The organism is Psychrobacter sp. HII-4 (assembly GCF_904846595.1).
Classification (GTDB): Bacteria; Pseudomonadota; Gammaproteobacteria; order Pseudomonadales; family Moraxellaceae; genus Psychrobacter; species Psychrobacter celer.
Genome location: NZ_CAJHBJ010000001.1, coordinates 152529 through 173002 on the forward strand (window position 1 = coordinate 152529; position 20474 = coordinate 173002).

Here is a 20474-nt window from a genome sequence, read left to right on the forward strand (position 1 = left end):
CTGAGGTTTCAATCTGTTTTGGCTATTTATTAGACAAACGCTCACCTCAAAGTGTAACCAAATAAGCGGGGGCCTCACGCTTCTAGACAGATGTATATGAGCCGTTAACCAAGCGTGGTAAACGACTGCCAGACGCCTTGTTGGTCAGGTGTCAATACAGGAACGTCGCCCAAGCACCGCCACGGCATATTGCTACCATGAAAGTCACTACCAACCGAAGCCACCAAATTATTGGCGGCAATACTACGGTCGACCATGCGGCGGGTGCTGATAGGCTCACTGGTGGCAGGCAGCTCACAACCATCACCGCCTAGCCCAGCAAACTCTTCGACCAGCTTACGCACCCGCGTGGCTGAGAGATGATAACGCGTCGGATGTGCCAATACAGCCTTGCCGCCACACGCGTGTATCAGCTCGATACCCTCAGCCATGCTCAGCGCATCGATCGCCACATAGGCAGGTTTATTATCCGCCAGATATTTGTCAAAGGCCTTTTGCACCGTTTTGACGTCGCCGCGCTCAAACAGTACCTGACCGATATGAGCGCGTCCGACCCCTTGCGGGTTGCCACCGGCTTTATCCAGTACGGCCTGCCACAGCTCCTCATAATCGAGACTTAATAACTCACTAAGCTTTTCAGTGATTTTCTGACCGCGAGTAGCGCGGCTGTCTTGTAATTGCTGCAAAGTTGCGTGCATTTTATCTCGGTCAATAAAATCCAGCCCCAGCACATGGATGATTTTTTTGGTTGATTTGTTTTTGCCATAGCCGCCGCTGAGCGTATGCTCACAGCTAATCTCAACCCCATTAATCAGCTGCATACCGCAGGCCGTCGCCGCTGCCCGCGCCTCATCAATCCCTGCCAGCGTATCATGATCGGTCAGTGCCAATACATTGACGCCAGCTGCGTGGGCACGTTGCACCACTTCGGTCGGTGCATAAGTACCATCAGAGCAGGTACTGTGACAATGTAAATCAAATTTCATAAAATAAGCCTTAGCTTTAATAGTATATAAAAGTATAGTCAGTTCGAAATAAAATCGATGCGCTCATATGAACGGGCAACTGGTATAAATTTTCCTTGCTTGCGGTGTCTATGCTGGCAGATGCTGCGCAAAATTTTCCAGCTGCACTGTATCGATTTTAAAGTGAGTTAACTATATAAAAAGTCAATAATAACTCGGCGCGCCCGCGCATCAGCAACAACCCTTTCGATATAGCAGTAGCACGACTGATAAGCCGCACTGACTATTGGTGCGCAGGCTTGTGATATCGTATGATTATCGCGTTGTTTGCTTTTTTTTGCCGCAGTAGACGTGTAAACTACCCCATACGTTTTTGTTGGACATCCCACTTGCTATGAAAGCCTTATTAGACTTTATTCCTTTAATTGCCTTTTTTATCGCTGCTCGTTACAGTGGTATCTTGGCCGCGGCGGGTGCGCTACTGATCGCCACCATCCTCGTTTATGCCATTCACTTCATTCGGCAAAAAGGCAAATTTGATAAACAGCAATGGGTCGTTTTGTTATTGACCATTTTGTTCTGTGGTGGCACGTTATTGCTGCGTGATGATGTCTATCTACGCTGGAAGTCGCCAATCATCAACGGCATCTTTGCCTTAACGCTGATTGTCAGTGCCGCGTTCAATAAACCCTTGATGCAGCTGGCCATGAAAGATGTCTTTTCACTGACGATGAGCGGCTGGAAAAAACTGACTGTCGCGTGGGGGTTGTTTTTTGCCTTTATGGGCATCTTGCATTATATCACAGCGTTTATGATGTCAGATGAAGCCTGGATCAACTTTAAAACTTATGGCTGGATTCCAATTATGTTGGTGTTTGTCGTCGCTCAGTTTGCAGTCTTAAAAAAGCATCTCAATCCAGCATTGACGGATAAGTCGGCAAAATAGCAAAGTCGCGCGCATTATGATTTCTATGATTTTATAATAATTTGCAGCGCCAGCTAAATGCCAATCGCGACCATCATGATGCCATCTTGGCACATTTGTATCGATACTCGCGATTTTTTATCAGCTCATGTGGTTAGAGCGTGTTGAACATTCACCCCTTTTATTTACTGTTTATTTTGTGAGGAAGTCTCATGTCCTTATTTGCCATCATCGGTCATGACGTAGCCGATAGCCACGCGCAGCGTCAACTTACCCGCGCTGAGCACGTCGCCCGTCTGCAGGCACTCGACCAAGAAAACCGCCTAATTATCGCAGGCCCTACCCCTATCGAACACGGTTTGGAGGCAATGTCAGGTAGCTTAATCATCGCTGACTTTGAGTCTATCGAGGCGGCGCAGGCGTGGGCAAACGACGAGCCCTACCTACGTGATGGCGTCTATAGCCATGTCGATATCAGACCTTTTATTCATACGTTGCCAAAATCTGGCAACGACGCTGCACAAGTGACCAAACCGTGAGCCGATACCCCTCTGTGCTAAATACGCTTGGCTCTACGTCTGCGCTTGCTAGAGTGTTGTTGGTCATGGCGCTGGCCGCGCAGTCTGCTTATGCAGCGCCGAGCGTCACCGATACGGCTGCCAGCACTGCCGCCCCTTTGGTAGAGCAAGCCGCACCGCCTGCAGCGGGTGCCAATACCAGCCTTGATATTAATAACACCTTGGCCGCGCAGTTGCAGCCGTCCAGTCAAGCGCTCTCCGATGCCAATCAGCAGCTCCTTAGCCGTAATGCCGAATTGCAGCGGCAAGTGAATGACTTACAAACCCAAGTCAATGTCTTGATATATGAGAGTAAGGGCCAGTTGTTTTTATATGGCGCTTTTACGGTTTTGATCAGCTTGCTTGTGGGTATTTTTATCTCGTGGCTTGTGTTTGTCCGCCGTGAGCGCTGGTAGTTTTATTTATCGTCTTTTTGCTTTGTCTGATGTGACCATTTATGTCTAACACCGCCCCAAAAAATAGCAGTACATCTGCCTCCTTGCCAGATAAACAGCCAGATAGACAGTCAGATACTCAGTTGCCAAACAGTCATTCACCACAGCCTTCTGCCATACGCCCTGCTAAGATTGACTGGAAAATGGATGACACGGGCAATCAGGTACCGGTATCTGGTGAGTTTGGTGATGTGTATTTTTCCCATGCCGACGGTCTCGCAGAGTCGCGCTACGTGTTTTTGGCACACAACCAACTCGCCGAGCGCTTGGCAAACCTTGCGCCAATGCAATGCTTTAGCATCGCGGAGTTGGGGCTTGGCACAGGGCTAAATTTATTGGCAACGTGGCAGCTCTGGCGTGCGCTGCGTGACATGCATCCGCACTTAGCCACAGCGAAGCTGCATTTTATTACCACAGAAAAATTCCCGATACCGCTCACGGATCTTACTCAAATTTTAGCCTTATGGGCACAGCGTGCGCCTGAGCTGGCCGAGCTGATTGAGCAATTTTTGGCCGCCTATCCGCCGCTTATCGCAGGCTGTCATCGTTTGCGTTTTTTCGATGACAACTTAACGGTAGATATATGGTTGGGCGATGCCGCGGATAGCTTGGCAAAATTGGCATCAGGGACGTACCTAACGCCAGCGCCTGCTGTTGATGCTTGGTATCTGGACGGATTTGCGCCGTCGTGCAACAGCACCTTATGGGCTCAAAATATCTTTGCACAAATTCAGCGTCTCTCCCGCTCTGGCACAACCGCGGCCACTTATAGCTGTGCAGGTATCGTCAAACGGGCACTACAGAGCTGCGGCTTTGAGATCAAAAAAGTCAAAGGCTTTGGCCGTAAGCGTGAGATGCTCACTGCCATCATGCCAGCGCCAGTAAGCGATGAGATATCTGGCCACACTGATAATCGAGCGGCTGACCACCAAGCTATAGATAATGGCCATAGTATCGTCATTGGTGCTGGTATCTCAGGGCTGATGATGGCGTGGACGCTGGCCAATCGCGGTGTTCAGGTGACCTTGCTGGATAAAACGGCACCATTGGCAGGGGCGTCAGGCAATCCGCGCGCCCTACTCGCGCCCAAAATGACGCCCATCCATCATGTCGACGAGCATCTGCATACTATCGGCTATCTCTATAGTAGCAGGCTATATCGAACGCTCAATGACAAGGCTACGCAGCAGCAGCTAGCGCCAGTGCTTGAGCCGACAGGCGCGCTCGATTTGCTGATAAAAGCCAATATCGGCACCGAGCAGATTGCAGATTATCCAGATGAGATGGCCACCACGCTACTACATGCGCAGGCACAAAACATCAGCGGACTAACCGCGCAAGACTTAACAGAAAACTTATATTTACCACAGTCTGGCTTGGTCAATCCGCACGCCTTAAAAGACGTCGTTCTGACGCATCCGCTCATCCGCTTTCAGCAAATAGACGTTTACGATATTAGCGAGACGGCGCAAACCGCTACGATTAAAGGTAATGAGCAGGATAATAATATCGTCTCTATCGACGCCGATAACGTGGTGATTTGCGCCGCATTTGAGAGTCATGAGCTAGATCGGCGCATTTTTGATTGCCGAAAAATACGCGGTCAGCTCTCTTGGTTTACGCCGACCACCGCCGAGCTTACAAACTTACCGAAAGTACCACTTAAATACAGCGGTTACTGTGCCCCCTTTACCGCGTACGCTGGCGATAACGAGTTAAACGATGTGGTAGAAGGTGCAACGCATTTATTGTTAGGAGCGAGTTTTGTGCGTAATGACACAGGCACCGATATCCGTGATGAAGAGCATCAGACTAGCCGCGACAAGCTCGTCACTGCCATTCCTGAGATGGCAGCCGTGATTCCAACAGATACCACTCTGTGGCGGGGACGTGCAGGCATTCGCACCCAAACGCCTGATTATCATCCAATGGTTGGGCTGTTGGTAGATAGTAAGCGGCTTTGGACAATGAGTGCAATGGGCGCAAAAGGCTATGCACTCGCCCCCATATGCGCTGAAACCTTGGCAGATATGATGCTCGGCTCGTTTGCACCGCTATCAAAAGCGATGCAAGCACGCCTATCACCGAACCGCACGCGCTTGCAGACGCCGCTGGCTTAGCGAGCCTTGCATACAAGCTGACAAGTTAGATGATGGTTAATGTATACCTGCAAAAGAGCGATCCCTTTACTCGCCGCCCTACTAGTCACCGCTCTCCATTTTAGACTTAACAGCCCCAAACAATGATTTGCCACTGTCAGATTCGCGAGGTGCTTGATGAGTTACTTTGGCGCTATCATCGTTATGGGTACTGACCATCGGTGCCGTCAGCGTTCGAATCTGCGCTTCGTCACGGGTGTTCTTTTGGATGGTGACTGCAGCAAACAAACTCATGGTAAATGCCATCATATAGAATCCTTTTTCACTGAGGCTAAGACTGTCTGCATTCATAAGACCAAGTGCGATCAACGCAATAGACAGTCCAAGCGCCGCCCAGCTGATAAGATAGTACATATTGGTTGTCGGAATGCCTTCACTGCGATCACGCAGCGTTTTTTGTAAACTAATGGCTGCATAAAGACCCAGTGCCAGTACTGCAATATAATAACCCTTTTCATTTAACAACATACTTTGAGCATTCCAAAGCCCTAGTAAATATGCAAGCACACCAACCAGCATAACCGCCCAAGACGTACCGACGTAAGCAGTGGTTGGTCTATAGGCAGCTAGTTGACTCTTGGTAATCGTGTCATTATTCATTATGGTCCTCAGTTTAAAATAGGCAGATTTATATTGGTAAGAGATTTTTTATCAACCTTTGTTTCGCCTTAAAATAACACAACCATGCTATATTGTAAGCTAAAAATTATTTTTCAAATAAATAGCGCTTTTAATGGCAGAGTTCTGACATGTCCTTTTTTACCTTACTCATTTTGCTTAGCCTCATTCTTATTGTGCCTATCTTCTTTGTCATAAAAGAAAAATCTAAGCAAGCGCAAATCGATACGGTGCACCGTCATCAAGAGTATCTGGCGGCGGCAGCGACGAATATAGATCAGAATCAAACGCAGATATCTGTAATAGAAAAGATAGATGACAAAAAAGATCACCGTCTCAATGTGATTCATTTTTCCGCGCATCATCCGTTTATCAAACTGCTCTATAATGAGCAAGTGCCTCATACGTTTCGAGCCACTATGGACGATATTGGACAACAGTACGAGTCTACGCATCATGATCAAATCACTGAGTCACAGCTATTCACCCTCAACAAACTCATTGCAACCCGTATTCCAGAGCTGATTACTGATTATCTGAGCCTTGATCCGCAGTATGCAAAAACCTTCGTTATTGATACGGACAAACAAAACACCAGCTATGACACAGTACTTGAGCAACTGAACTCGATTTTGGATTTTTCGCAGAAGCTCAACACCCAAAGCCAAAGTGGGGTCGTTGACAAACTACTCGCCAGCCGCCGATATCTAGATGACGTTTATAAAGAAAGTGGCATGGCAGCCGACAGTTTACAAATCAAGTGAGCCTCCCATGACTTATCATCAAACCACCCTTAAGCTACCTGCCTACGCGCGTGGCATCCATGTCATCACGCCTATCATCGAGAAAGCCATTGCTCAGCTCATACCGTCCAGCGCCAAAGCGGGGCTGGTTCATTTGTTTTTGCAACACACGTCAGCCAGTCTCGCCATTAATGAAAATGCTGACCCAGATGTAAGATTGGACACAGAGGATTGGCTCAATAAAATCGCCCCAGCCGATCAGCCAGAGTACCGTCATACCTTGGAGGGCTCCGATGATCTACCAGCGCATCTCAAAAGCATAATGATAGGTGTCAGTTTAACCATTCCTCTGATAGATGGTGTCTTGGGTTTGGGGATGTGGCAAGGAGTTTACTTATGTGAGCACAGAGACATGAAGGGTTATGGCGGACAGCGTAAGCTGGTCATTACAGTCAATACGTAATACTATATAGTGATGAGATGGCAGGTTGACCCTTGCAAATTGCCACATTGATATAGCGCGCTATTAACGGATAAACCTGACTATGAAAACCTCTTTACCAAAACGGCTCAGCTTTTTGAACGCTAACACTTACTGCCTCAGTGCACCTGCTATTTTTTTGAGTGTGTTTTTGCTGACTGCCTGTCAAGAAACGCCAGAACCCGAAGAATCTGCCGAAACATCATCTGAAACGTCAACACAGACAACGCCAGTAACGACAAATATCAATGTCAATGAAGCGGCGGATGACAATATAGAGAATGCTCAGAACCCATCACAGACTGAAGCTAATTCAGAGCACGATGTGAGCTTGACTGAACTAGAGCAAGACCTTGGAGGCACTGTCGCTGCACCAAGTAATACTGCTACATCGCCCAATCCAGAACAGGCCATCAAAGGCGCACAAATCACTGATGTCCGTTACAAAAGTGAAGCAGGCGACACCTTATCGGTGGTTTTTGAAACATCAGCTTCTGGGCTACTCAATGCCATTGTCACTCGCCCCAATCAGCCAAAGTTGACGCTCAGCGCCCCAGAAGGCCAAGGCAATAACCCAACGTATCGCTCAGCCGATGGTAGCATCCAATTAGTGAGTCATGCAGGTGGCGGCAGTATCGACCTGATTAAAAACGATAAAGTCAAAAGCTTTGAAGCCATTAGTGCTGACGCTGAAGTCGTCACTGAGTGAATTATCAACTGCCAACTTATTAAAAGTCAAATGCCTTAAGCCTCTTAAGAATAATATTTTAAGCAATAAAAAAGGCGGCACACGACCATAACGTGTGCCGCCTTTTTTATTGCTTATTTTTAGCCAAAACCCGTTGTCTTGCCAAATACCTCGACCAACCAACTCATAAGCACCCACAGCCCCCACGCGATCATCGCGATGACGATAAGGCCGATAATATCAGGAATGTGCAGATACACCCAAGCCACAATAGGATTACGCCAAATCGCACTCTGCCGCTGCTTGTCTTCTAACGATTGATGCAAAAACGGCCGATCCATATGCATGGTTTCGGTGATGCCATATTCATCGTGTAGATGCTCATGGACGATGCCCAAGGTCTTGCGGCTGGGACGTATAAAGATATCCAGCAATGTGCCGATACCAGGGACGATACCGACCACCATATCGATCAGCGCCAGTCTCACTGCAGGCGTCATCTTATGTGCCGGCACGCCTAGCTGACGACCTAATATAAAGGCATAGCTGGTCAACGCCAGCCCCGCCAAATCCCCTGCCAGCGGAATGGTTGACAGTGCGGCATCAGCGCCCATGCCTTGCTTGGTAAATGGCACCCGCACCAATGCGTCCATGGTGTTGGCAAATTTGGCCAGTTTACGCTCGGTGGCGATGACCTGCGCGCGCGTCAGTCCCTGCTCAGCCAATCTGGCTTGATAGTCGACGCTTGGGCCGTTGGGTTCTACCCTTTTTCTCGCTTTTGACTTTGAGAGCTTGTTAAGTTTATCCATTAAAAGTCGTCCATAGACACGCAATTGCGATAAGTGCAAAGACATAGCGCCCGACCCAGATATTGGCTAAGAATGCTTGAAAGCAAGCCTGCGCATTGCGAGTGGCACAGGCGCTGTTTTGCTTAGCAAACATCATCGCCACCACCGCTAGGCCAAATACTGGCGTGATGCCAAGCGACGTCGGTGCAAAATAATGCCACATCACCACACCCATAATGAGCAAAAATAGCATCTGTAGCAGCGAGATGATAACGACATCATAGCGGCCAAAGAGTATCGCTGTGGATTTAACCCCAATTTTTAAATCGTCCTCACGATCTGCCATGGCATACTGGGTATCGTATGCTACCGTCCAGCACATATAAGCGATAAACAACAGCCAACACCAGATGTCAGGCGCACCTTGTATCGCGACATACGCCATCGGTATCGCCCAGCCAAACGCGGCGGCCAAAAACACTTGCGGCAAATGGGTATAGCGCTTCATAAAGGGGTAAATAAACGCCAATACGACAGCACCAAGTGACCAATAAAAAACGGCAATGGGTAAGAAAAATAGCAAACTGGCACTGAGTAAGACAAGTATCACAAAAGCTGCGATGGCTTCTTTGGCAGACAAGCGGCCATCTGCTAATGGTCGGCCTTTGGTACGAGACACATGACCGTCGACCTTACGATCGGCAAAGTCATTAATCGCACAGCCTGCCGCCCGCATAAAAATCGCCCCGAGCGCAAATAATACAAATACTTTTAGGCTGGGCAAGCCGGCCACCATGCCTTGCTGCTGCGCCTCACCCATCGCCGCCAGCATCACGCCCCACAGCGTCGGCCAAAGTAGCAGCTCTATACCGACTGGTTTATCAAAACGGGTCAATTGCAGGTAGGCATGTATTTTGTCTGAAAATGTCATGGTATTTTAATTATCATCAATAAAAAGTTAGGTAGTCAGCTTGTGTGCTCGGATAAATTTACTGGATCTGCTGCCATAATTTATTGGCTTCGATCAGCGACAGCTCAGGATATTTTTCGCGTAGGGCTTTTATAGCCGCGATGTCACCTTTGGCAGCATGCTGACGTAGGCAGGCCAAATAAGCTTGTGTGCCTGTTTGCTCACGTAATCGTGCTTTTAGTTGCAGTATCTGTGTGCGTAGCACGATGTTGTATAACAGTAGGCCCGCGCCCATGATCCATATGACTAACGTTGACATTCCGGCTCCTATATCCATTAACTCTAAACACTCAAGCGGATTAACTGAGTCCATTCATCCTAATAACAAAACGTCTATCACACAAAGTAACCATCAAAGCGCACCGCTTCGTTATGCCAACTCTCATTGGGCTGTTGATTGGCAAGTGACGGTGCAAGCTGCGGCCGTTTTACCACCACGCGGCCTTGTTTGTCACTATTTCCAACGATAGCTTGCGCATGTTGTAGCAGTTGGCGCTCTTCGTCCAGTGTCGGCGGGCTTGCCAACTGGTGCAAGGCTTGCATGTGCTTGCCGACTTTTGCGCCTTTGCCGGTCTTGCTGTCTTGGTAGCTGTCTTCTGGAAACATCGGATCTAGATAGACCACATCGACGGCTTTAGTCGCACCTGTCATATCAGCTGGTAAGGTGGCAAAGTAGCTGAGCGCATCGGTGTTGATAATGTGTAGACGGCTCATCAGCTTTTGCCAATTGGGCTGTGCACTCATCCGCTGCTGCTCTACCAACAATAGCAATGCCATCAACGGCTGCTGCTCAAGCATGGTGACTTGAGCACCGGTGCTGGCCAATATCAAACTGTCATGACCAAAACCCGCCGTGGCATCGATAACGCGGCTGTCCGCTGTGACCTTCGCTGCTTGCAGCAATAGCTCAGATTTGCGTCCTGCACTGACCACGCGGCGCTGCAATTTGTCCCATTCTGGCGCCACGCTTAGCCCATCGCTCAGCCACGATAGCTTGTCTTTTTTATCCAATACTAAAATAGGTACGCTGGAAGTTTGGCTTAACTGCTGGCGACGTTTTTGAGTGAGCTTATCGTGCAATCGCTCAGTATTTAAGACAATGGGCAGCTGGTGCTGTACTATCAAGGCTTGCAAGCGCTCAATCTGTGCTTGCTGGCTATCGCTGATATAAAACAGGTGACAGTAACTTTGCACATTAGGAGGGTTAACTGCTGGTCGCGGCGCGCTCATGACTATTTCTCTCTATTTATTGCCTGTATAACCACAAATCATCGCGCACATTTAGCCTGCCATTTGATAGCCAAATAGCCAAGACGCCAACAGTACGATGACTCCTGTAATAATCCGTAGCCATGCAAAAATCGTAAAATCACGGCGACTGACCCAAGCGACCAGCCAGCGAATACAAAGCAGCGCGACGATAAAGGACACGACCGTGCCTATCGCTAATACCAGCCAATCTTCACTGCTAGCCAGTACCTCATGATGCTTCGCTAAATCAAGCAAGCCTGCACCAACAATCACTGGGATACCTAAAAAGAAAGAAAACTCTGCCGAAGCCTTGCGCGAGACGCCAAGCCAAAGCGCACCAATGATGGTCGCCCCTGAGCGAGAGGTTCCTGGAATGAGAGCCAGACATTGAAACAACCCTATCATCAGTGCTGTCTTTAGACTGACGTCTTCGGCCTCACACGCAATGACGGCCTTAGGGCGTTTTTCGACATAAAAAATCAGCAGACCACCGATGATAAGCATGATGGCGACTGTGATCGGATTAAACAGATAAGTCTTAATCTCATCGGCAAAGGTAAAGCCCACCAGCATCACCGGAATGGTGGCGACAATCAGACTCAGCCCCAGCTGCCGTGGGTTGCTCATGCCAGCGGCCTTGCCAGTCAGCAGACCCATAAACGCTTGCCAGAGCCTTCCCCAGTAGTCATAAATGACCGCCAAAATCGCACCAAGCTGCACCACCACCACAAACAAATCAACTTTGTCTTTGCTCCAAAACCCCATGACATCGGCTGACAAAATCATATAGCCGGTACTAGAGATGGGCAAAAACTCAGTGATACCTTCAACGATACCCATGATGACAGCTTGAATTAATAAAATGATATCCACGGTGGTATTCCTAAACCCAGATTGACAGGTAACTGAGTATAATGTTTGCGGTGTTGTTATCGTCTATACGGCTAGCCGCACTTAAGCCTTGCCTTGCTCTTTGAGGGTTTTCCATGCTTGGTTGCGCAGATACTTTGGTAGCGCATGTGCCGCATCGGTACCGCCAGTATGCATAAATTGGGCGATACCAATCTGCCCTATCACCACGGCATTCGGCCAGACGTCATCATGACACACCTGCTCCTCTTGTGGTTTGAGTAATACCGAGCCGTTACCAGCGATAGGTAAATTCAGCGTCGTCTGACTGTCATAATCGAGCAGCTGCTCTGTGCTGTCTTCATTCGCCGTCGACACTGGCTGCATAATGGCGGCTGTCTCTTCGGTCTGCTCTATCTTATAGTGACCAAAATATACTTGCTGCATCCGCGCATCAAGAGCGCTATAAACCTCTGTCACACCATACTGCTGATACGCGCACTGGGCAATGGCCTGCAGGCTTGAAACACCCACGCAAGGCAAATCATACGCCACAGACAACGCTTGCACCACGGCGGTATTGATACGTATGCCGCTAAACGCGCCAGGGCCACGGTTAAATATTAATGCTTGTATATCCGCAAGCTTTAGATTGGCCTCCAACAAGGCGGCATCAATCATCGGCAAGATTTGCTGGGTTTGCTGACGTTTGCCGCTCTCTGTATGAGCGGACAATACCTGTCCACTGGCATCTAAAACGGCGATCGAACACTGATCAAACACGGTATCCATTGCTAAAAACATCACAACCTCAATTTTGTCGCTCGGCACAAAACTTATGCCCTAATAAATCAGCGCCTATCATAGCATTTAGGATAGGCAAGTTTTATGAATTTCTACGTTTTTCATACTTTCTTTATCAGTACCAACCCACGCTTGGCAAACATAAAAGACCCCAAAGCCGTCACAGCTTTGAGGTCTCTTTGATGGTCGTTATACTTGCCGTATTTATAATACTGACGACCATGCCTGCCAATTAAGGCTTAAAAGCGCGTTTTGAACTTTTTGGGCGCTTGGTTTTGTAGCTCTTGCATCTGCTTTTGCATCTCTTCGGTGCTCGGCATATTGTTTGGATCTAGCCCCATTTGCTTTGCCATCTGTGCAGGATTCACGTCTTTAGCGCCGCCTTGCTGACCACCGCCAAACAGTGGACCGCCGCCAGATCCGCCGCCGCCCATCAAGCCTTGCATCGACTTCATCATTTTACTGATGCCTTCTGGCTTTGAGATCATTTTCATCATTTTTGCCATTTGTTTGTGCTGCTTTAGCAAACGGTTGACGTCTTGAATTTCACGCCCAGAGCCTGCGGCAATACGGCGCTTGCGGCTTGGGTTGATCTTATCTGGGTTTTTACGCTCAAACGGCGTCATAGAGTTAATCAACGCCTCCATTTCACGTACTTTTTCTTCAGGCTTGGCGTCCTCGACCGCTTTTTGTATGTCTGAGCCGCCCATACCTGGCATCTTGTCCAAAAAGCCTGCCATGCCGCCCATGCTCTTCATTTGCTGAAACTGTGTCAACAGATCCTCAAGGTCGAAGTCACCGCCCTTTTGTATCTTTTTCGCCATTTTTTCGGCTTTATCACGGTCGATTTTTTGTTCGACTTCTTCGACCAGACTCAGTACATCACCCATACCGAGGATACGCTGGGCGATACGCTCAGGATGAAAGAGCTCTAAGGCGTCCAGCTTTTCGCCGCGACCCAAAAACTTAATCGGCTTGCCTGTGATGGCACGTACAGACAACGCCGCACCGCCGCGCGCATCACCATCGGTCTTGGTGAGGATAACGCCTGTCAGCGGTAACGCATCATTAAAGGCTTTAGCAGTGTTGGCGGCATCTTGACCTGTCATCGCATCGACGACGAACAGCGTCTCAGATGGATTGACCGCAGCCGTTAATGCCTTGATCTCATCCATCATGGTGTCGTCAATGTGCAAACGACCCGCGGTATCGATGATCAAGATATCTTGGTATTGGATTTTGGCTTCTTCGATAGCGCGGCGGGCAATATCGATAGGATTTTCATCGACACTTGAATTGACAAATTTAGCATTCACTTGCCCAGCGACTTGCTCAAGCTGCTTAATCGCGGCTGGACGATAGACGTCGGCTGAGACCAGCATGACTTTTTTCTTTTGTCGCTCTTGTAGGTATTTGGCAAGTTTACCGGCAGTGGTGGTTTTACCCGCGCCTTGTAGACCGGCGAGCAAGTAAACGACTGGCGGCTTACCTGTCATCTCTAGTTGCTGGTTGGCACTGCCCATCATTTCGGTCAGCTCGTCATGGACGATTTTGACAAAGGCTTGGCCCGGTGCCAGCTCTTTTAGCACCTCAGCACCCAGTGCCTGCTCTTTGACACGTTTGACAAAGTCGCGGGTGACAGGTAGCGCCACGTCAGCCTCTAGTAATGCCATACGCACTTCGCGCAGCGTGTCTTTGATATTGTCTTCAGTCAGTTGTCCAGATCCTACGATATTACGTAGGCTCGACGATAAGCGTTCTGTTAAGGTATCAAACATAAATAACTCTCAGTTAAAATAATACAGTTAAAATAGTTGTTCGTTAAATCAGCGCTTAGTAAACCAGTTAACCGATTTATCAATAATATCAGGGTGTCTGAACATATTAAGGGATGCTTTTGGCACAAGCCCTTATGAGATGGCCACAAAAAACAGCAGATAATCCTTACTATACCATTAAGACGACACGGTACTTATGGTCGTTTTGCAGGGGTTTAAACCCTCTTGCTACGGATAATGCGGCCACCAAGCATTTATCAAGAATAAGTAAGATGGTGCTCAATTGCCACCCATTTTATGATAAATTGGAGGATTATTCTAATCATTCCGATAATACCACTTTGGTGATACATTGAGCGGTCATGTTGCGCTCAGTATGAGATGAGGTTTTATATCTGTGCACTTTGCATTCTTACTCGCTAGCCTGACTTATATAGCGGTCAGCGTTTACATCGGTTGGGCGCTGATTGCTGATAAACCTATCTACAAAGGCCGCAGTCTAGGCTTATTGCTGCTTGGGATGGCCGCGCATGCCGCGCTACTTTATCCATCTGTGGTGACGTTGTATGGCCTAAATTTTAATTTATTTAACGTCATCAGCCTGATCAGCTTATTTTTCTTGTGTTTTTATGTGCTGTTTAGCCTGTATCGTCCGATTGTCAGTCTCGGCATCTTGGCGGCGCCGACCGCGCTGGCAGGCATGACCATCGGCTATATCGGCCGCGCGCCCTATCAGCCCATTACCGATATCAGCCTCGGGCTTGAGACCCATATTTTACTGTCGCTGGCGGCCTATTGTGTGCTCTTGATGGCGGCGGTGCAAGCACTGTTTTTACGCCTACAAATTCGTGAGCTTAAGCACAAAACCATCCACCGATTTTGGGTCAATAAGCTGCCATCTCTACAAAGTATGGAGAGCTTATTGTTTGATATGCTCTTAGTTGGCTTTGTCTTGCTGAGTATCGCGCTGGGGATTGGCTTTATTTACGTACAGGACTTGATGGCGCAGCATATCGTCCACAAGACCGTGTTTAGCCTGCTGTCTTGGTTGTTGTTTGGTGGCTTATTATTCGGTCATTGGCGCGCAGGCTGGCGCGGCAAACGTGCGGCCAACATCACCATTTATGCTTTTATCCTACTGGCCATTGGCTTTGTTGGTAGCAAGTTTGTATTAGAGATGCTGCTATAGTTGGTATTTTCAAGCAGCAAACATAAAAAGGCCGCCAGTCATGATAGAAGATGACTGGCGGCCTTTTTACTGACTTACAGTGATTTCAGCACTATTTAATTAAATACCTTAATTAAACACCACGGTTTTATTACCCGCTACAATCACGCGGTTTTGTACATGCCAGTTGACTGCACGTGCCAAGACATTGCGCTCGATATCACGGCCAATAGCGCGCAGCTCCGCCACACCCTGACGATGGGTGACGCGATGTACGTCTTGCTCAATGATAGGCCCTTGATCGAGCTCAGCGGTGACATAGTGCGCTGTTGCGCCAATCAATTTGACACCTTTGTCATAAGCCTGACGATACGGATCGGCACCGACAAACGCTGGTAAAAATGAGTGATGGATATTAATCACCTGCATCGGCCAGCGTTTGACAAAATCGGACGACAATATCTGCATATAACGCGCCAATACCAATAAGTCATTGCCTGCCATCAGCGTATGAATCTGCTCTTCGGCCTCTGCTTTGTTGTCTTTGGTCACGGGTACATGATGAAAAGTGATGCCAAAGTTTTCTACCGCTTGGCGCAGGTCAGGATGGTTGCTGACCACACACGTAATATCACAATCGAGCAAGCCGCGCTGATGACGCCATAATAAGTCCAATAATGCATGATCGAACTTTGACACCAAGATACCGACCTTGGTCTTGATGGCATTGTTGTGTAGCCGCCACGTCATGTTGTGGCGCTTAGCAACCGTATGCGCAAAACTGGCCTCAAAGTTATCCATAATTTCGCTCAAGCCTGCCAAAGCAAACTCTAAACGCATAAAGTACTGCCCGCCCTCATGCGCGGTGGAGTACTGATCCAAGGTGATGATGTTCGCGCCATAGCGATGAATAAATTCAGATACCGCTTGGACAATGCCCGCTTGGTCGCGGCACTTAATGAGTAGCGTCGCGGTATCAATAACATCAGTAGATAGTACATTTTGAGAAGTTTTGCTCGACTTTATGCTTGCTGTAGCTGTCGTGGTATTGTCTGACATAGTGCGCCCAATTAAAAATGAAACGTAGCCTGCCATCAGTTAAAAGTATTCTAATGGCATAGCAAATCGGCTATTTTAATAGATTTTGCAAAACTTTGCTGATTGAGTTGCTTGTATTTGGTTATTAAGATTATAAATGCAAAAACCCACTTAAGGAATATAGCCTATAAGTGGGTTTCTATACGCAGTGTTATTTACTACTTAAACTCGAGCTCTTTAGTAGTAACTTTCCGGTTTGGCGCTGGTGTGGTAACGATTAAGCTCACCTTATCACCCTTAGCACATTGCTGAGTACGAATGACATAGGTTTTATCGCTATCATTCTGTGTTTGGTTTGTAGGTTTTGGTACTTCGGGAGCATATAAATCAATATCATTAGGTACGGTAAGTTCATTATCAACCTTGCCTCTACTTGCGACTTCAACCTTACAACGCTTACCGTTATTCGTACCATCTAAAGCATTTACACTAATAGTCGTACCTGATGGCATAGAAATATTTTTGTTTTGCTTATTTGTACCAAACATTTGGAATTGATACTGTGATGTACCATTACCACTAGATGCTAGTACCGCACCTTCCATTGTTTTACTAAATGTTGGCGTAGTATCAGCAAAACCAATAATAGTTTGTTGATAAATATACTCATCACTTCCATCTAAACCAAACTCACCATTGTCACGCTTACCATTTTCGTTTTCATCTAAGAATACATACTTGCCACTAGTCCCATTGCCTACTCCTGAGTAAGCTAAAACCGTTACTCGGCGGTCATTAGGTAACACACCTTTTGTCGATAAAGTTACATCGCAAGTTTTATTACCTCTTTCTATTGTGCATGTATTATTAGATAACGTACCACCTTCAGCTATAAAGCGTATAGTAGTATCATTGGCTGGCTCAGATGGCAGTGTTGCAGTAAGCTTAGTCGAGCCATCTAACTCTGTTATCTTACCTTTATCATCAGTTGATGTAGCTGCTAATACATTTTTTTCCGGAGTTATTTTTAAGCTACTTGTTGATTCATCATCACTGACTACTGATATTTTACCAAACTCTGCGGTAACATCTGGACGACTAATTAAAGTAGCTCGAACCTTAATAGTATCTTTAATAGTACCTTCTACTTTTGTTGTTTCAGTACCCGCATATAAAGGAACTCTAATCACACCAGCACTGTCTGTTTTGTATGTTTTTGGAGCGCGATTTGACATACTACCAAAGCTAAAGTCGTTTGGTGCGTTCAATAGCTCAACCTTGACATTTTCATAGGCAAAGGCTTGGTCACCCTTACTGACTACAAACTCAATCGTACGCTGTGATGGTCGAGAGCTTTTTCCAATAGCACCTAGCACTACTGGATTTTTACACTCTTCGCTTCCTGATCCATCTGCTGATGAGTCTGGAAATTCAGAAGTATCTCCTGAAATACATTTAATACTTAATGCGCCAAGATTAGTGCTCTGGTTAACTGTAATTGGTAAGCGAATACTGGTATTATTTTCTTTTATGGTTGCAACGACGGTTTGTGGCCCTTCACATGTTTCAGCATTATAAGTGGTTCTAAAGCCTAAGATATTAGTCATCGTATCACTCACTGATCCACATGACGCTTCAAACCCAATCTCTATTCCACGTTGTGACTCTAGGTTAGCTGAATCTTTTACCAGCCCTGTAATATCTGTACTACCACCATAAGGCAAGGTGTTTTCGTCTACTTTTACTTTATCAAATATCAAATTGGCTTCTTGTAGTGAGTAAAAATACGATGCACCTTGGCGCTCTGTGTCATTATAGTTAGCTGTTGCCGTCAGTACATAACTACCAGTATCCGTAGCAGATATAGCTGACAGTTTCATTGTAGCAATACCATTAGCATTGGTCAGTACTGTGCCATTGGTGTTAGCGAACTTAACAGAGGACATTGGCGCATCGGTATTAAAGGTAACCAATGCACTACTAATAGGTTTGTTTTCTGCATCTGTAATCTTCACGCTAGCTGTTGCACCTGTCGACGTTATAATACGCGTCGGACTACCGCTGGAGTCTGTCAACGTGATTGGCGAGACATTTACTGCTCGAATCGCATTATCTGTGTTGCCACTACCATCTGGTTGAACACCAATATCAGGCGTTGGTGCAACCACATCTGTACCATCACCGCCGCCACAGCCAGCCAATGTAAGTGCTAAAGTTAGCGCTGTCAGTTGAAACAACTTAGAAGAAAGTGGACGTGAACTATATGACATATTTGGAACTCCGCATCGGCAGTAATTTATTCGCGCAAATAAGCAAAATATCATTGTCTAGAACCATGACAGACTGATAATGATACATAGAATTACAGTAAGGTTGGTTGTATTAACAGATTGTATTAAATATATAACAGCAACTTTACTGACTTTTGTTATAACTTACAACTAAAAAATGAAGTTTTACTATTAAATAATCAACAACATAGACAGCTCATTTCAGGGTATAATAGCTACCCTTTAGACCGACGATAATCATAAAAATATTTGAGTATTCATCTGTTTTATGGTATAAATGTCGGCTTTAAAATTTTCTGAATTGGTGGGTCTGTTATTTGCCTTTAGTAACAGTCATATCAGCTCAACCTTCATATAGTTTTGTTTGGTGCAAAGCTGCCGCTTGCTGTGTCCATGCCGCAAAAACGCGCAACTTGCCCAGACTGGTATGAGAATCCCTCATGCCTCATAGATTAGGAGTTCGCCATGTCTCGAGTTTGCCAAGTGACTGGAAAGCGCCCTATGGTGGGTAATAATGTTTCGCACGCAAACAACAAAACCCGTCGTCGCTTTCTACCAAACCTTCACAACCATCGTTTTTGGGTAGAGTCAGAAAACCGTTTTGTACGTCTACGTGTGTCTACCAAAGGTATGCGCATCATCGACAAAGTTGGTATTGATAAAGTGTTAGCAGATTTGCGCGCACAAGGTCAAAAAGTTTAAGCCACGCGCTTATCACCACCATCTAAAGGAAAGCTATCATGAGAGATAAAATCAAATTAGTATCGACTGCTGGTACTGGCTATTATTACACCACGACCAAAAACAAGCGCACGATGCCTGGCAAAATGGAGATCAAAAAATATGATCCTAAAGTCCGCCAGCACGTGATCTTTAAAGAAGCAAAAATCAAATAATACGGCAATGCTGATTATTTGAATACAAAAAAGGGCTTATCGATTGATAAGCCCTTTTTTTATCTGTTTTATCTGCTACTTTTTTCTACTGTCACTCGCATGGCGCTTTGGCCGTAGGTTTTCAGCTGACTATCTGTCTATAGTACATCGGCCAGCTTAGTGCAGTACACCAGCCAACTAGCTATAGTGCGCCGGCTCTTTGTCATAGACATGGGCGTGCCACTGGCTCATTTGTTTTTGCATGATCACCTGAATGGCAGCATGAATCATATGCTGACCTATCGCCTGCGTATCACTGCCGAGAATGTCTTTGAGTTTTTCAGAAAAATCAATGGTCATGAGCGGTGCTTCATTTTGCTCAGCATCACGTAGTAGCAGTCGCCCATCATCGGCCTCTACCAGCTCAAGCGTGGTTTCTCTTCCAAATCCTGCGAATTGATCGCTATTCTCGTTATCTACTTCTATCTCATTATCGATGTCGTATGGCATTCATGTGTTCCTTATTGTCCCGTGATGAAGTACTGGCAAAATACGTCGCGTCTGGCCACGTGATTACGCTAATTAATACGGGTAAAACTGTCTTATGCATACAATGGACGCTTTGGCCCTGAAATTCAAGGGCTGTCACGTAAGTCTTCTATTCTAGAGTCCGCTTTTGTGTCAAGTATTTGCGCCAGCACATGCGCCGATCAGCGCCAGTAGCGCAGTTTTGCTAAGGTAAATAAGAAAGCGACAAACATACCCAGATAATACATGAGCTTGAGCTCAAGCGATGGGTCACGGTATTTAAACGGCAAGGCAACAGTCGCTGTCGCCGTAGGAAATATCAGCAGCATCAGTAGCCAGTTTTCGATGACATTGAGCCAGCTTTGCAAATCGGTGCCATGACGTAAGGATGACAGCCCAAGCAGCAGACAAGCCACTATCAGGATGACAAACAAACTGTTGGGTAAGTCTTTGGGAAAAATAAGATCGAAGATTTTATCAGAAGGTTTTGACATGCAAGCGTCCAGTCACGCCCAAACAGCGTGACGTATTTATGAATGAAAA

Annotated in this window: 23 protein-coding genes; 10 read left to right on the top strand and 13 right to left on the bottom strand. The window is 46.8% G+C overall.

The genetic code is table 11. The annotated features are described in order from the left end of the window. Positions 1 to 104: 104 nt before the first annotated feature. Positions 105 to 986, bottom strand: a complete 882-nt coding sequence (locus JMX98_RS00640; protein ID WP_201583674.1) for a PHP domain-containing protein — start codon at positions 984 to 986, stop codon at positions 105 to 107. A 373-nt stretch (positions 987 to 1359) separates the two neighbouring features. Here JMX98_RS00640 and ispZ point away from each other — a divergent pair, with 373 nt between their 5' ends. From ispZ to mnmD, 4 genes are all read left to right on the top strand, one after another. Next, positions 1360 to 1911, top strand: coding sequence for a septation protein IspZ (gene ispZ / locus JMX98_RS00645; protein ID WP_105244028.1), 552 nt, complete (start codon positions 1360 to 1362; stop codon positions 1909 to 1911). 191 nt (positions 1912 to 2102) lie between these two features. Beyond that, positions 2103 to 2429, top strand: coding sequence for a YciI family protein (locus tag JMX98_RS00650; protein ID WP_201583677.1), 327 nt, complete (start codon positions 2103 to 2105; stop codon positions 2427 to 2429). Then, positions 2426 to 2863 carry a hypothetical protein gene (locus tag JMX98_RS00655; RefSeq protein WP_201583680.1) on the top strand — a complete coding sequence of 146 codons (438 nt, stop codon included), beginning with the start codon at positions 2426 to 2428 and terminating at the stop codon, positions 2861 to 2863. Before JMX98_RS00650 ends, JMX98_RS00655 begins: the two co-directional genes overlap by 4 nt. A 182-nt stretch (positions 2864 to 3045) precedes the next feature. Further along, positions 3046 to 5022 (top strand): tRNA (5-methylaminomethyl-2-thiouridine)(34)-methyltransferase MnmD, encoded by a 1977-nt coding sequence (mnmD, locus tag JMX98_RS00660; protein WP_227679950.1) that lies wholly within the window; start codon positions 3046 to 3048, stop codon positions 5020 to 5022. An 81-nt stretch (positions 5023 to 5103) separates the two neighbouring features. On the opposite strand, the gene yiaA is transcribed toward mnmD, so the two are convergent. Then, on the bottom strand, positions 5104 to 5661 hold the full coding sequence (yiaA, locus tag JMX98_RS00665) for an inner membrane protein YiaA (RefSeq protein WP_201583686.1): 558 nt from the start codon (positions 5659 to 5661) through the stop codon (positions 5104 to 5106). A 149-nt stretch (positions 5662 to 5810) separates the two neighbouring features. Here yiaA and JMX98_RS00670 point away from each other — a divergent pair, with 149 nt between their 5' ends. The 3 genes from JMX98_RS00670 (at position 5811) to JMX98_RS00680 (ending at position 7612) form a co-directional block, all read left to right on the top strand. Then, positions 5811 to 6443 carry a hypothetical protein gene (locus JMX98_RS00670; protein WP_201583688.1) on the top strand — a complete coding sequence of 211 codons (633 nt, stop codon included), beginning with the start codon at positions 5811 to 5813 and terminating at the stop codon, positions 6441 to 6443. Between the two features lie 7 nt (positions 6444 to 6450). Continuing rightward, on the top strand, positions 6451 to 6885 hold the full coding sequence (locus JMX98_RS00675; protein WP_201583690.1) for a secondary thiamine-phosphate synthase enzyme YjbQ: 435 nt from the start codon (positions 6451 to 6453) through the stop codon (positions 6883 to 6885). An 82-nt stretch (positions 6886 to 6967) separates the two neighbouring features. Beyond that, complete coding sequence (locus tag JMX98_RS00680; protein WP_201583692.1) at positions 6968 to 7612, top strand: hypothetical protein; 645 nt, start codon at positions 6968 to 6970, stop codon at positions 7610 to 7612. A 119-nt stretch (positions 7613 to 7731) separates the two neighbouring features. Here the strand turns inward: JMX98_RS00680 and JMX98_RS00685 are convergent, their stop codons facing one another. The 7 genes from JMX98_RS00685 to ffh all read right to left on the bottom strand — a co-directional run bounded on the left by JMX98_RS00685 (position 7732) and on the right by ffh (position 14031). Further along, complete coding sequence (locus JMX98_RS00685) at positions 7732 to 8400, bottom strand: DUF4112 domain-containing protein (RefSeq protein ID WP_201583694.1); 669 nt, start codon at positions 8398 to 8400, stop codon at positions 7732 to 7734. After that, positions 8393 to 9310 carry a 4-hydroxybenzoate octaprenyltransferase gene (gene ubiA, locus JMX98_RS00690; RefSeq protein WP_201583696.1) on the bottom strand — a complete coding sequence of 306 codons (918 nt, stop codon included), beginning with the start codon at positions 9308 to 9310 and terminating at the stop codon, positions 8393 to 8395. The genes JMX98_RS00685 and ubiA overlap by 8 nt, the downstream gene beginning before the upstream one ends. 58 nt (positions 9311 to 9368) lie before the next feature. Next, on the bottom strand, positions 9369 to 9608 hold the full coding sequence (locus JMX98_RS00695; protein ID WP_201583699.1) for a hypothetical protein: 240 nt from the start codon (positions 9606 to 9608) through the stop codon (positions 9369 to 9371). Between the two features lie 77 nt (positions 9609 to 9685). Next, positions 9686 to 10579 (bottom strand): class I SAM-dependent methyltransferase, encoded by an 894-nt coding sequence (locus JMX98_RS00700; RefSeq protein WP_201583702.1) that lies wholly within the window; start codon positions 10577 to 10579, stop codon positions 9686 to 9688. Between the two features lie 51 nt (positions 10580 to 10630). After that, positions 10631 to 11473 carry an undecaprenyl-diphosphate phosphatase gene (locus JMX98_RS00705; RefSeq protein WP_201583705.1) on the bottom strand — a complete coding sequence of 281 codons (843 nt, stop codon included), beginning with the start codon at positions 11471 to 11473 and terminating at the stop codon, positions 10631 to 10633. A gap of 81 nt (positions 11474 to 11554) precedes the next feature. After that, positions 11555 to 12253, bottom strand: a complete 699-nt coding sequence (gene tsaB / locus JMX98_RS00710) for a tRNA (adenosine(37)-N6)-threonylcarbamoyltransferase complex dimerization subunit type 1 TsaB (RefSeq protein WP_201584087.1) — start codon at positions 12251 to 12253, stop codon at positions 11555 to 11557. Between the two features lie 239 nt (positions 12254 to 12492). Next, entirely contained in the window at positions 12493 to 14031 is a 1539-nt protein-coding gene (gene ffh / locus JMX98_RS00715; RefSeq protein ID WP_201583708.1) for a signal recognition particle protein, read from the bottom strand. Positions 14032 to 14428: 397 nt separating this feature from the next. On the opposite strand from ffh, the gene JMX98_RS00720 reads away from it, so the two are divergent. Next, positions 14429 to 15220, top strand: a complete 792-nt coding sequence (locus JMX98_RS00720; protein ID WP_201583722.1) for an inner membrane protein YpjD — start codon at positions 14429 to 14431, stop codon at positions 15218 to 15220. A gap of 108 nt (positions 15221 to 15328) precedes the next feature. Here JMX98_RS00720 and purU read toward each other — a convergent pair whose 3' ends face one another. Both purU and JMX98_RS00730 read right to left on the bottom strand, forming a co-directional pair. After that, entirely contained in the window at positions 15329 to 16258 is a 930-nt protein-coding gene (purU, locus tag JMX98_RS00725) for a formyltetrahydrofolate deformylase (RefSeq protein ID WP_227679908.1), read from the bottom strand. A gap of 197 nt (positions 16259 to 16455) precedes the next feature. After that, positions 16456 to 18507: a hypothetical protein gene (locus tag JMX98_RS00730; protein ID WP_201583724.1), complete on the bottom strand. Its 2052-nt coding sequence runs from the start codon at positions 18505 to 18507 to the stop codon at positions 16456 to 16458. Positions 18508 to 18993: 486 nt separating this feature from the next. Here JMX98_RS00730 and rpmB point away from each other — a divergent pair, with 486 nt between their 5' ends. Further along, positions 18994 to 19230, top strand: a complete 237-nt coding sequence (rpmB, locus tag JMX98_RS00735) for a 50S ribosomal protein L28 (protein ID WP_075100488.1) — start codon at positions 18994 to 18996, stop codon at positions 19228 to 19230. Between the two features lie 38 nt (positions 19231 to 19268). Then, positions 19269 to 19424: a 50S ribosomal protein L33 gene (gene rpmG, locus JMX98_RS00740; RefSeq protein ID WP_075100487.1), complete on the top strand. Its 156-nt coding sequence runs from the start codon at positions 19269 to 19271 to the stop codon at positions 19422 to 19424. A gap of 177 nt (positions 19425 to 19601) precedes the next feature. On the opposite strand, the gene JMX98_RS00745 is transcribed toward rpmG, so the two are convergent. Continuing rightward, a complete protein-coding gene (locus tag JMX98_RS00745) occupies positions 19602 to 19913 on the bottom strand; it encodes a hypothetical protein (protein WP_192996055.1) in 312 nt (103 codons plus the stop codon). A gap of 200 nt (positions 19914 to 20113) precedes the next feature. Continuing rightward, positions 20114 to 20425, bottom strand: a complete 312-nt coding sequence (locus tag JMX98_RS00750; protein ID WP_201583726.1) for a hypothetical protein — start codon at positions 20423 to 20425, stop codon at positions 20114 to 20116. Between the last annotated feature and the right edge of the window lie 49 nt (positions 20426 to 20474).